Source organism: Streptomyces sp. NPDC052109 (assembly GCF_040680195.1).
Taxonomy (GTDB): Bacteria; Actinomycetota; Actinomycetes; order Streptomycetales; family Streptomycetaceae; genus Streptomyces.
Genome location: NZ_JBFAWF010000010.1, coordinates 69,593 through 81,725, shown reverse-complemented (window position 1 = coordinate 81,725; position 12,133 = coordinate 69,593). Strand labels below are relative to the sequence as shown.

At 73.8% G+C, this 12,133-nt stretch carries 11 protein-coding genes; 5 read left to right on the top strand and 6 right to left on the bottom strand.

What is annotated here, in order from left to right; translation table 11 throughout:
- Positions 1-26 precede the first annotated feature (26 nt).
- Positions 27-410, bottom strand: coding sequence for a cold-shock protein (locus AB0L59_RS21425; protein ID WP_023549364.1), 384 nt, complete (start codon positions 408-410; stop codon positions 27-29).
- A 176-nt stretch (positions 411-586) separates the two neighbouring features.
- Between AB0L59_RS21425 and AB0L59_RS21420 the strand changes: the two genes are divergently transcribed.
- Entirely contained in the window at positions 587-838 is a 252-nt protein-coding gene (locus tag AB0L59_RS21420) for a hypothetical protein (RefSeq protein ID WP_365585908.1), read from the top strand.
- Here the strand turns inward: AB0L59_RS21420 and AB0L59_RS21415 are convergent.
- Together AB0L59_RS21415 and AB0L59_RS21410 are read right to left on the bottom strand one after the other, a co-directional pair.
- Positions 814-1,440, bottom strand: a complete 627-nt coding sequence (locus tag AB0L59_RS21415; RefSeq protein WP_365585905.1) for a haloacid dehalogenase-like hydrolase — start codon at positions 1,438-1,440, stop codon at positions 814-816. The genes AB0L59_RS21420 and AB0L59_RS21415 overlap by 25 nt on opposite strands.
- A 53-nt stretch (positions 1,441-1,493) precedes the next feature.
- Complete coding sequence (locus AB0L59_RS21410; protein ID WP_365585902.1) at positions 1,494-2,552, bottom strand: hypothetical protein; 1,059 nt, start codon at positions 2,550-2,552, stop codon at positions 1,494-1,496.
- 132 nt (positions 2,553-2,684) lie between these two features.
- Between AB0L59_RS21410 and AB0L59_RS21405 the strand changes: the two genes are divergently transcribed.
- Both AB0L59_RS21405 and AB0L59_RS21400 read left to right on the top strand, forming a co-directional pair.
- Positions 2,685-5,231 carry a helicase-associated domain-containing protein gene (locus AB0L59_RS21405; RefSeq protein ID WP_365585899.1) on the top strand — a complete coding sequence of 849 codons (2,547 nt, stop codon included), beginning with the start codon at positions 2,685-2,687 and terminating at the stop codon, positions 5,229-5,231.
- A gap of 65 nt (positions 5,232-5,296) precedes the next feature.
- Positions 5,297-6,949: a DNA repair helicase XPB gene (locus AB0L59_RS21400; RefSeq protein ID WP_365586295.1), complete on the top strand. Its 1,653-nt coding sequence runs from the start codon at positions 5,297-5,299 to the stop codon at positions 6,947-6,949.
- A gap of 177 nt (positions 6,950-7,126) precedes the next feature.
- Here the strand turns inward: AB0L59_RS21400 and AB0L59_RS21395 are convergent, their stop codons facing one another.
- The gene (locus tag AB0L59_RS21395) at positions 7,127-7,309 is read right to left on the bottom strand and encodes a hypothetical protein (RefSeq protein WP_365585897.1); all 183 of its coding nucleotides are present in this window, start codon (positions 7,307-7,309) and stop codon (positions 7,127-7,129) included.
- A gap of 284 nt (positions 7,310-7,593) precedes the next feature.
- Between AB0L59_RS21395 and AB0L59_RS21390 the strand changes: the two genes are divergently transcribed.
- Together AB0L59_RS21390 and AB0L59_RS21385 are read left to right on the top strand one after the other, a co-directional pair.
- Positions 7,594-9,690, top strand: a complete 2,097-nt coding sequence (locus tag AB0L59_RS21390) for a UvrD-helicase domain-containing protein (protein ID WP_365585894.1) — start codon at positions 7,594-7,596, stop codon at positions 9,688-9,690.
- A gap of 56 nt (positions 9,691-9,746) precedes the next feature.
- Complete coding sequence (locus AB0L59_RS21385) at positions 9,747-10,556, top strand: hypothetical protein (RefSeq protein WP_365585892.1); 810 nt, start codon at positions 9,747-9,749, stop codon at positions 10,554-10,556.
- Positions 10,557-10,620: 64 nt separating this feature from the next.
- Here the strand turns inward: AB0L59_RS21385 and AB0L59_RS21380 are convergent, their stop codons facing one another.
- Positions 10,621-11,322, bottom strand: a complete 702-nt coding sequence (locus AB0L59_RS21380; protein WP_365585889.1) for a copper homeostasis protein CutC — start codon at positions 11,320-11,322, stop codon at positions 10,621-10,623.
- A 100-nt stretch (positions 11,323-11,422) separates the two neighbouring features.
- Positions 11,423-12,091 (bottom strand): maleylpyruvate isomerase family mycothiol-dependent enzyme, encoded by a 669-nt coding sequence (locus AB0L59_RS21375; RefSeq protein WP_365585886.1) that lies wholly within the window; start codon positions 12,089-12,091, stop codon positions 11,423-11,425.
- Positions 12,092-12,133: the final 42 nt, after the last annotated feature.

The following is a 12,133-nucleotide window of genomic DNA, read 5'->3' as shown; positions in this document are numbered from 1 at the left end:
GACGACGGGGTCGCAGGGGAGCCGGCTCAGACGTCCAGCTGGTCGGCGACCGCCCGCAGCAGGCCGGCGATCTTCTTGCCCGAGGCCTTGTCCGGGTACCGGCCCTTCTCGAGCATCGGCGTGATGTTCTCGAGAAGGGTCGTCAGGTCCTGCACGATCGAGGCCAGCTCGTCCGGCTTCTTGCGCTGGGCGGCGGCGACCGACGGGGCCGGCTCCAGCACGGTCACCGACAGGGCCTGGTCACCGCGCTGGCCGGCGACGACGCCGAACTCCACGCGCTGTCCCGGCTTGAGTGCGTCGACTCCGGCGGGGAGAACCGAGGAATGGACGAAGACGTCACCGCCGTCGTCGCGGGAGAGAAAGCCGAAGCCTTTCTCGCTGTTGAACCATTTGACACGCCCGGTCGGCACCGTCTGTCCTCGTCCTCGTACTAGTTGGAGTACTGCTGCTGCTTCTGCTCGGAAAGTGCTCTGGACAGCACTGCAGCGGGTCGACTGTGACCCGCCGCTACCAAGCGTAATGGTCTCGGGGCGGGTGACAAGACGTCCCCCGGTTGTTCTCTCGCGCTGGGAACTACCCTGGTCCGGTGCGTGACAAAACCCAAACGAATTCCGCCGCGCCGGGTGACCGGCTGATCCGTACCGGTGCGATCGTGTTCTTCGCCGGGGCCGTGGCCACTCTCGTCACGATGGCCCCGCTGTTCCTCGGCGCCAAGCCTTTTCCGACGTACATGTACTGCCTGAGCATGCTCATGGGCGTCGGTTTCCTGCTGGCCGGCGCGGGGGTGCTGCGCTCGGTGGCCGCGGGGCGCCGTCAGGCGCGCGCCGCCGCCCGGTAGCCGGTCAGCCAGTCCGGGAAGGCGAACAGGTCGTCGAGGACGACCTCCGCGCCGGCCGCGCGCAGCTCGGCGGCGGAGCAGGGGCCGGTCGCCACGGCGACCGACAGCGCTCCCGCGGTACGGGCGCCGCGCACATCCCCGATGTGGTCGCCGACGTAGACACCGGCGCCGTACTCGCGTAGTGCCTCCGCCTTCTGCTCCGCCCACAGGTCGCCCACGACCACGTCCGGTTCGATGCCGAGGTGGCTCAGGTGCAGCTTGGCGTTGGGCTCGTACTTCGCCGTGACCACCATCGTCCGTCCGCCCGCCGCGCGCACCGCGGTGACGGCCTCACGGGCGCCGTCCATGGCGGGGGTCGCGGCGATGGCGATCGACGGGTACATCTCCCGGTACAGGTCGGCCATCGCGGGCACCTGCTCCGCGGGGAACCAGTTGACCAGCTCCTCCGCGAGCGGCGGACCGAGCCGGGTCACCGCCAGATCGGCGTCGATGTACGTTCCGGTCCGCTCGGCCAGCGCCGTGTAGCAGGCGTGGATACCGGGGCGGGAGTCGATGAGCGTCATGTCGAGGTCGAAGCCGACGGTGAGAGTCATATGGGCCATTGTGTCAGCGCCGTGGGTGCGCGGATCCGTCGCCGGGTGCGGGTGCGGTGCGTTCACCTTCGCCTTTGTGAGCGCCACACCAGATACAGCGCGGACGCGATCGCCGCTCCCCGGACCACCCACGGCCACGTCCCGGCGATCGCGTCGTTCATGTGGCCCTGGGCGATCGGTGTCCCCCAGCGGCCGTCGTCCCTGCCCCACAGCCAGACGAGACCGGCCGCGCCGGCCGTGCCGGGCAGGACCATCACGGCCACCTTCGTCTCCGCGGGGGTGAGCCGGCGGGAACCGTAGGCGATCACCCACCCGAGGATCAGCGCGAACCAGTTCCCGAGCACCGCCCCGGCGACCAGTGCGGCGGCGGCCAGTAGCAGGAAGGGGTTGGTCCAGCCGGTGGCGGGGCCGGGGAACAGGCGGCGGCGCGGGGCCGGTTCGGTCCCCGTGGCCCCGGCTTCAGCGCCGGTCTCGGCTCCCGGCCCGGCCTTCGCCTCCGGCTTCGGCGTCTCCTCCCTCTGCTTCTGCGGCCGCCTGAGCAGCTCCGGGATTTCCACCCCGCCCACGAACCCCGGCACCGAGTCGGTCTCGGCCGCGACGGCGAACGGGTTGCCGCCGGCCCGCCACCAGTCCGGCTGTACGGCGCTGTCCCCGAGTTCGTGCGCGGCGGCCAGGTGGGGCGGGGACGCGGCGTCGCGCGGCGCGGCGGGCGCGGGCGGCTCGGTGGGGCGCGGGCGGGGGACGACCCGGCGCAGGCCCCTGCGCCGTTCCCCGGTCCCGTCCGCCGGCTCCGGCTCCGGCTCCGCCCTCGCCTTCGGTGTACGCGGCGCGGGTTGGACCGGTACGGCGGGCGCGGGCGGCTGCGTGACCCGGCCGGTGCCGGACGAGCCGGACGTACCGCCCGCCGCCTCGACGACCTCGTCCGGGCTGCCCAGGCGGTCCAGGATGCGGCGGACCGCCGCGGGGCTGTCGACCGTCGTCCTGGCCCGGTGCCGGTCGATCTCGTTGCGCAGTTCCGACACCAGCCGCATCCGCGTGGCCGACGGCAGTTGCCGCTGCTGAGCGATGTCTCCGACACGGCTCAGGTACTCGTAGACGACCTGGTCGCTCTCGATCCCCAACGGAACCCCTCCGGGGCGACGGTGATGAAACCCCGTGAGGACGGTAGCGCAGAGTCGTGGTGCGAACTCGTTCCCGGGTACCGGGTGTCCGGGGGCGCCCCCTCGGGAGCGGCAGCCGCTACCGTGGGTCAGATGAGCCAAGCGGCCCACCCAGCACCCCGTTCCCTCGCGGAAGCGCTCCGCGCGCGGGACGACGTCTCCCTGGCCGCGCTGCTGCGCAGCCGCCCCGACCTCATCACGCCCGTCCCGACCGACCTCACCCAGCTGGCCACCCGCGCCGGCACCCGTGCCTCGGTGCTGCGCGCGCTGGAGCGGCTGGACCGGTTCGCGCTGCAGACGGCGGAGGCGCTGGCCGTGGCCCCGGACCCGGCGTCGTACGACACGCTGCTCTCGCTGATGGCCGGGGACGCCGGCGACCCGGCGGTGGCCGCCGCGCTGCCGCACGCCCTCGCCGGCCTGCGCGAACAGGCCCTGGTGTGGGGCGACGACGAGCGGCTGCGGCTGGTGCGCACGGCCCGTGAACTCCTCGCGCCGTCCCCGCAGCACCCCTCTCCGACCGGGCTCGGGCCCACCGTGCAGGAGGCCACCTCGGGCATGTCGCCGGGCCGCATCCAGGAGCTCGTCACGACCGCCGGGCTGCCCTCGACGCACGACGCGGTGTCCGCCGCGGCCGCGCTCAGCGCGCTGTTCGCCGACCGGAAGAACATGGCCGAGCTGCTCTCCGGCGCCCCGGAGGCGGCCCGGGAGGTGCTGGCGCGGCTGGTGTGGGGACCGCCGTACGGGCAGGTCACCCCGGACCCCGCCGCCCATCTGCGCTGGCTGCTCGACCGTGGCCTGCTGCTGCCCACCGCGCCGGGCACGGTCGTCCTGCCCCGCGAGGTGGCCCTGCATCTGCGCGAGGGTTGCGCCCACCGCGCACCCGAGCCGCTGCCGCCCGCCGTGGAGCCGGCCGCGGCCCACGGCCCGCAGGTGGTGGACGCGACGGCGGCCGGACAGGCGTACACCACGCTCGCCACCGTCGAGGAGCTGCTGAAGGACTGGGACGAGGGCGGCCCGGCCGTCCTGCGGGCCGGTGGCCTGAGCGTCCGCGACCTGAAGCGGACCGCCGTCGCACTGGACGTGGCCGAGCCGGTCGCCGCGTTCTGGGTGGAGCTGGCGTACGCGGCCGGTCTGATCGCCCCCGACGGCGAGGCCGACGAGCGGTACGCGGCCACGCCCGCGTACGACGAGTGGCTGGAGCGGCCCCCCGCCGAGCGCTGGGCCCGGCTGGCGGAGGCCTGGCTGGCGGCCACCCGCACTGCGGGGCTGGTCGGCGGGCGGGACACCAAGGACCGGACGCTCGCCGCGCTCGGCCCGGGCCTGGACCGCTCGGCCGCGCCCGAGGTACGACACCGGGTGCTGACCCTGCTGGCCGGGCTGCCCGCCGGCACGGCCCCCGACACCGGGTCGGTGCTGGCCCGGCTGCGCTGGGAGCGGCCGCTGCGCGGACCCCAGCGGGACGGTGACGAGGACCTGCGCTCCCGGCTGGCCCGCTGGACCCTGTCCGAGGCGGAGCTGCTGGGCATCACGGGCCGGGGCGCGCTGTCGGCGCACGGGCGGGCACTGCTGGGCGCACGGGACACCTCGCCGGTGCCCTCCGGCTCGCCGCGGCCCTCGGGCCCCGGTGACAAGCTGCCCGTGCACCATCAGCACCGGCCGGCCGCCGTGCCCGCTCCGCTCTCCCCCGCCGAGCAGGCGGTGGCGACGGCCGCCGCCGCCCGGCTCCTCGCGCCGCTGCTCCCCGAGCCGCTGGACCATGTGCTGCTCCAGGCCGACCTGACGGCGGTGGCGCCGGGGCCGCTGCGGCGTCCGCTCGCCGATCTGCTGGGCGTGCTCGCGGACGTCGAGTCCAAGGGCGGCGCGACGGTGTACCGCTTCACCCCGGCCTCGGTGCGGCGCGCCCTGGACGCCGGCCGTACCGCCGCCGACCTGCACGCCTTCCTCGCCGAGCACTCCCGCACCCCGGTGCCGCAGCCGCTCGCCTATCTGATCGACGACGTGGCCCGCAGGCACGGTCACCTCCGGGTCGGTGCGGCCTCGGCGTACGTGCGGTGCGACGACGACACCCTGCTGAACGAGATCCTCGCCGACAGGCGTGCCGCCGCCCTGCGCCTGCGCCGCCTCGCGCCCACCGTGCTGGCCGCCCCGTCCGACCCGGCGACGCTGCTGGAGGGCCTGCGGGCGATGGGCTACGCCCCGGCCGCCGAGTCCGCCGAGGGCGACGTCCTGATCGCGCGCGCCCACGCCCGCCGCACCCCTCCGCGCACCGCCCCGGAGCCGGTCCCGGACGGCCCGCCGGTACCCGACGCCACGCTGCTCGCGGCGGCGATCCGCGCGATCCGGGCGGGCGACCTGGCCGCCACCACCCCGCGCAAGCCGGCCGCCGGCACGCCCCTGGCGGGCGGCGAACTGCCCCGTACGTCCTCCGCCGAGACCCTCGCCACCGTGCAGGCAGCCGTGCTGACCGGCGGATCGCTCTGGATCGGCTACGTCAACGCCGAGGGCGCCGCCAGCCAGCGGGTCATCGCCCCGGTCAAGGTGGAGGGCGGCTTCGTCACGGCGTACGACCACACGGCGGACGAGGTGCGCACCTATCCGCTGCACCGGATCACGGGAGTGGCGGAGCTGGCGGCGGACTGACCCGGTCCGGCGGCCGATGCGGCACACTGGACGTTTGGCCGTTGTGGAAAGGGTGTGTGCTCTACGTGAACGGACCGCTGATCGTCCAGTCGGACAAGACCCTGCTCCTGGAAGTCGACCACGAGCGGGCCGACGACTGCCGGCGTGCCATCGCGCCGTTCGCCGAGCTGGAGCGGGCGCCGGAGCACATCCACACCTACCGGGTCACCCCGCTCGGGCTGTGGAACGCGCGTGCCGCCGGGCATGACGCCGAGCAGGTCGTGGACGCGCTGGTGCAGTACAGCCGGTATCCGGTGCCGCACGCGCTGCTCGTCGACATCGCCGAGACCATGGACCGGTACGGGCGGCTCACGCTCAGCAAGCACCCCGCGCACGGACTCGTGCTGAGCACCACCGACCGGCCGGTGCTGGAGGAGGTGCTGAAGTCCAAGCGGATCGCCCCACTGGTCGGGGCGCGGATCGACCCGGACACGGTCGCCGTGCACCCGTCCGAGCGCGGGCAGATCAAGCAGGTGCTGCTGAAGCTGGGCTGGCCGGCCGAGGACCTGGCCGGGTACGTCGACGGTGAGGCGCACCCGATCGAGCTGCTGGAGGACGGCTGGGCGCTCAGGCCGTACCAGAAGCAGGCCGTGGAGAACTTCTGGCACGGCGGCAGCGGTGTCGTCGTGCTGCCGTGCGGCGCCGGGAAGACGCTGGTCGGCGCCGGGTCCATGGCCCAGGCCAAGTCGACCACCCTCATCCTGGTCACGAACACCGTCTCCGCACGGCAGTGGAAGCACGAGCTGGTGAAGCGGACCTCGCTGACCGAGGACGAGATCGGCGAGTACAGCGGTACGCGCAAGGAGATCCGCCCGGTCACCATCGCCACCTACCAGGTGCTGACGACCAAGCGGAAGGGCGTCTACCCGCACCTGGAACTCTTCGACTCCCGGGACTGGGGCCTGATCGTCTACGACGAGGTGCACCTGCTGCCCGCTCCCGTCTTCAAGTTCACCGCCGACCTGCAGGCACGGCGGCGGCTGGGCCTCACGGCCACCCTCGTCCGTGAGGACGGCCGCGAGTCGGACGTGTTCTCCCTCATCGGGCCGAAGCGGTTCGACGCGCCCTGGAAGGAGATCGAGGCGCAGGGGTACATCGCCCCGGCCGACTGCGTCGAGGTCCGGGTGAACCTGACGGACTCCGAGCGGCTCGCGTACGCGACGGCCGAGACGGAGGAGAAGTACCGCTTCTGCGCCACCACCGACACCAAGCGGAAGGTCACGGAGGCGATCGTCCGCCGCTTCGCCGGGCAGCAGATCCTCGTCATCGGCCAGTACATCGACCAACTCGACGAGCTGGGCGAGCACTTGAACGCCCCCGTCATCAAGGGGGAGACCTCCAACGCCCAGCGCGAGAAGCTCTTCGACGCCTTCCGCGAGGGGGAGATCAGCGTGCTGGTCGTCTCCAAGGTCGCCAACTTCTCCATCGACCTGCCGGAGGCCACGGTCGCCATCCAGGTGTCCGGCACCTTCGGCTCCCGCCAAGAGGAGGCCCAGCGGCTCGGCCGGGTCCTGCGCCCGAAGGCCGACGGGCACCAGGCGCACTTCTACTCGGTCGTCGCCCGCGACACCATCGACCAGGACTTCGCCGCCCACCGCCAGCGATTCCTGGCCGAACAGGGCTACGCCTACCGGATCATGGACGCGGACGAGCTCCTGACGGAGGACAGCACCGGCTGAGCCGAGCGCGGTGCCCGGGCCCCGGCAGCGGGTACGGCGGCGAGAGGCGGGACAAGAGGATGACCAGAGCGGCGAGCAGGAGCGCGCTGCCCGCGAGGGAGGCGGGTCGTGCCGTGGACCACGGCCGCGCCCTCGGCCCGGCTGCCGTCCGTCTCCGTACGGAGGGGACCCCTGCGGTTACTTACGGCGTATGCCCGCTTCCTCGCCGTACTCGCCGAGGATGATCACACCGAACGCGGCCTCCGCGAACACCTTGATGGCGCGCAGGGCGTTGCCGAGCGGGTGGTGGTGCGGGCCGTCCACGGCTGTGGCGCCGGCCGGCGGTCGGGCAGGGCCTGGAGAGATGGTTGCTGCGCTCATGTCTCCATGGTGGAACGCCGGGCATAAGGTCCGCATCGGTCTCCAGAGCCAATCCCGGACGGCTGCGCGTAGATCTCCGGGTGGACTCCGGCCCCTACTCCGAGGGCCTCGCGTCCCCTAGGGGACACGAAAACCGTTGGCCCCCTCCCCGCACCCTCGCCTAGAATCTCCGCTCTTGCCCGCCTCCCCTCACGGAGCGCCGCCGCCCGGTCGGCAACCGGACGGTCCCCAGCCATGCGTCAGCCATGCGTCAGTTACGCGAGAGCAGATCCGGAGGCACCCCCTTGTCCGCGCCCGCCCACGAACCACTCGACGGCTCCCCCGGCGACCTCGACGACGCCCTCGCCCGAGAGCGCTCCCACCTCGCCCACTCCCGTGCCGCGCTGCGCGCCATGCGCGAGGACGTGGAGTCGCTGGACATCCGGGACGTCACCGCGAACTGGGTCAACGCGGAAGCACTGGCCCACCAGATCGACGAGCGGATCAAGGCGCTGGCCGACCTCAGCGACACCCCGCTGTTCTTCGGCCGGCTGAACTATCTGCACGCACCGGGCGCGGATCAGGCCGAGGGCGCCGAGGGCGAGCAGTTCTACATCGGGCGGCGGCATGTCCACGACGCCGACGGCGACCCCATGGTCATCGACTGGCGTGCGCCGGTCTCACAGCCGTTCTACCGGGCGTCCAGGAAGGACCCGATGGACATCGGGCTGCGCCGCCGCTTCGGCTACACCGGCGGCGACCTGACCGCGTACGAGGACGAGCACCTCTCCGACCCGGCCGCGGCGACCTTCTCCGGCTCCGCCGGGGGAGCGACCACCAGCAAGCTGCTCCAGCAGGAGATCGAGCGGCCGCGCGTCGGCCCCATGCGGGACATCGTCGCCACCATCCAGCCGGAGCAGGACGAGATCGTCCGCAGCGGACTCGGCGGGACCGTCTGCGTGCAGGGAGGTCCCGGCACCGGAAAGACCGCCGTCGGCCTGCACCGGGTCGCGTACCTCCTCTACGCGCACCGGGAACGGCTGGCCCGCACCGGCACCCTGGTGATCGGGCCCAACCGGTCCTTCCTGCACTACATCGAGCAGGTCCTGCCCGCGCTGGGCGAGTTGACCGTGCAGCAGGCCACCGTCGACGACCTGGTCGCCCACGTCGAGGTGCGCGGCACGGACGACGCGGCCGCCGCCGTGGTCAAGGGCGACGCCCGGATGGCCGAGGTGCTGCGCCGGGCCCTGTACTCGCACGTGACCATGCCGACCGAAGCCGTGGTGGTGGTGCGAGGCTCCCGGCGCTGGCGGGTGCCGTCGTACGAACTGGAGGACATCGTCCGGGAGTTGCTGCAGCGGGACATCCGGTACGGCGCCGCCCGCGAGGCGCTGCCGCAGCGGATCGCGCACGCGGTGCTGGTGCAGATGGAGCGGTCCGGGGAGGCACCGGACGACCGGGTGCAGGACGCCGTGGCCCGCAACAGCGCGGTGAAGGCGGCGGTGAAGGCCCTCTGGCCCGTGGTGGACCCGGCGAAGCTGGTCCTGCGCCTGCTGACGGACGCGGACTTCCTCGCCGAGCACGCCGCCGGGATCCTGGACGAGGACGAGCAGAAGACGATCCTGTGGGCCAGGCCCGTGCGCAGTGTGAAGTCGGCCAAGTGGGCGGCGGCGGACGCGGTGTTGATCGACGAGGCGGCCGACCTGATCCAGCGCACGCACTCCCTCGGCCATGTCGTCCTGGACGAGGCGCAGGACCTCTCCCCCATGCAGTACCGGGCCGTCGGCCGCCGCTGCACCACCGGCAGCGCGACCGTCCTCGGCGACCTGGCGCAGGGCACCACCCCCTGGGCGACCCGCGGCTGGGACGAGGCGCTGGCCCATCTCGGCAAGCGCGACGGCGTCATCGAGGAGCTGACGGCCGGTTTCCGCGTGCCCACGGACGTCATCACCTATGCCTCCCGCCTCCTGCCGCACATCGCGCCCGGCCTCACCCCGGTCGCCTCGGTCCGTGAGAACCCCGGCTTCTTCGAGATCCGCGCGAGCACGCAGACGTCCGACGTGGTCGCCGCGTGCGAGGAGTTGCTGCGCAACGAGGGCTCGACGGGCCTGATCGCCGCCGACGCCCGGATCCCGGCGCTGGCCGAGGCCCTGACGGCGGCGGGGATCGCCTACCTCGCCCCCGGCGAGGAGACCACCCGGGAGACCCGCCTCACCCTGGTCCCGGCGTCCCTCGCCAAGGGTCTGGAGTACGACTACGTGGTCCTGGACGAGCCCCAGGCGGTCGTGGACGGCGAGCCGGACGAGCGCACGGGTCTGCGCCGGCTGTACGTGGCGCTCACCCGTGCGGTGTCGGGCCTGATCGTGACCCACGCGGCGCCGGTACCCGCTCAGTTGGCCTGAGGGCCCACGGCTAGGGTGTCGTGCCGTTCCGGCATGTCCCCATGGAAGGGCCTTCGTTGAGCACCTCGCAGCCGCCCCATCCGGCGTACCAGCAGAACCCCGGGCCCTACCCGCCCGTCCCCGGTCCGTACCAGCAGGCTCCCGGCCCCTACCAGCAGGCCTCCGGCCCGTACGAGCAGGCACCGGGGCCGTACCAGCAGGCTCCCGGCCCGTACGCGCAGGCACCCGGCCCGTACGCGCAGGCACCCGGCCCGTACGCGCAGGCGCCGGGGCCGTACCAGCAGGCCCCCGGCCCGTACCAGCCGGGACCCGCGCCGTACGCGCAGGCCCCGGCGGGACACCCACAGGCCCCGACGGGGCACCCGCAGGCGCCGGCGGGGCACCAGCAGCCTGCCGGGCCGCACCAGCAGGCGCCCGGTCACCACGGGCAGGCTCCGTACCCGCAGGCCCCCGGGGCGTACGCGGCGGCTCCCGGTACCGGGTGCCGGGTGTGCGGGGCGTCGCCCGCCGCGCCGGTGAAGGTCCGGGGGCATCAGGGCATGGTGGTGATGATGCGGTTCCTGCGGCGGGAGGGCACCTTCTGCCGCACCTGCGGGCTCGCCGTCTTCCGGAAGATGCAGGCGGACACCCTCGTGCAGGGCTGGTGGGGTCCGATGTCGATGCTCATCACGCCGGTCACGCTGCTGATCAACCTCTTCGCCCTGGCCAGGATCCGCAGGCTCCCGGCGCCGGCCGCCGCCCAGGGCCCCGGGCTGGACCCGGGCCGCCCGGTGTTCCTGCGCCCGAGCGGAATGGTGGGGCTCGTCCCGCTCACCGTCTTCGCCCTGGTGGTGCTCCTCGTGCTCATCGGGTTGGCCGCCGGCTGACCCCGGGAGCGGCCACGGTCTTCTTCCGGATCGCGCCGGGACCGGCCCGATCCGGGGAGAGGCCTCAGGCGGCGGCCCGCTCGTCCAGCGCCTCCCGCCACTCGGCCACGGCCGCCGCGGAGACCGGCCCGTCCCACCCGGAGGGCCGCGCCGCGCCACCGATGTGGAAGGCGTCGAGGCCGGCGGCCCGCAGCCGCGGGACGTGGTCCAGGCGCAGGCCGCCGCCGACCAGGAGGGTCTGGTCGTACCCCGGCTCTCCTCGCCGGCCCGCCTCCGCGACCAGCGTCGCCAGCCCCGCGTCGACCCCGCCGGGGGCGCCCGCGGTGAGGTAGGTGTCCAGGCCGGGCAGGTCGGCGAGCTGCTTGCGCAGGGCGTCGCGGTCCTCGGCGCGGTCGATCGCCCGGTGGAAGGTCCACGCGCAGCCGTCCAGCGCGCCGACCACCCGCTCGACGGCGGCCAGGTCGGCCCCGCCGTCCGGGCCGAGGAAGCCGAGGACGAACTGGTCGGCGCCGGCCTCGCGCAGCTCCCCGGCCGTCCCCACGAGCCGCGACACGTCTCCGGCCGCGAACCCGTCCGCGAGGCGGAGCATCACGCGCAGGTCGATGTCGACGGCCGCCCGGATCCCGGCGACGGTGGCGGGAACCGGGCTGAGCCCGTCGGCCGCCATGTCGGTGACCAGTTCCAGCCGGTCCGCGCCTCCGGCCTGGGCGGCGACCGCGTCCTCGACGTCGAGCGCGATCACCTCCAGGACTGCACGCTTGCTCATGGCACCCCATTTCATCGGCATCCTCGGCGCGTACGCGGGGTACGGCCGACGACTACAGGTCTAGTCCAATTCCAAGACTACGCCTGTGCCGGAGCGCCCTTCACCCGAAGATGTTGAGTTCCGCCTCTCGCGCGCCGGCCAGCTCGAATCCGTCGCCGTTCACCGGCCGCCCCGAGTACAGCCGTACGAGCGTGGCCGCGCCGCCGATGTAGCGCGCGGGCGGGGCCGCCGCGACCGCCGCGCCGAGCCGCAGCGGCTCGTCCACGTCGTCGAGGTCGGCGTGCAGGGGCAGGTGCTCCTTCTCCCGGGTGATCCGGACGAGCAGCGTCAGGGCGTCCGGCAGGCCGGGCCCCGCGTACGCCCCCGGCGCGCCGACGGCGTCGCGCACGTCACCGGCGTGCACCCACTCCCCGAGCGCGATCATGTCGAGCACCCCGCCGGCCCTGGCGATCACCGGGCCGGCCTCGGTCATGCCGCGCTCCAGCTCGTCCACGACCCGGGCGTTCGACCACTCTGCCCGCTCGGCGATGTCCCGGTCGTTGGACTCGGGCGAGAACACGCCCTTCTCGAACCGGCTCTCCACCACCCGCGTCAACGCGGCCGAACAGTGCGCCAGCACATCCCGCACCGACCACCCCGGACACGCGGTGGCCGCCAGCGCGAAGTCCGCGTCCGGCCGCGCCCGCAGCAGCGGTATCAGGGCGTCCCGCTCGACAGCGAGCAGCCGGCCGGGCAGTTCGGGGTCCCGCACTTCCTGTACGTCAGTCATGGGGGCCACGCTAGGTGCATCGGGTCGGCGGGCGGGAGAATG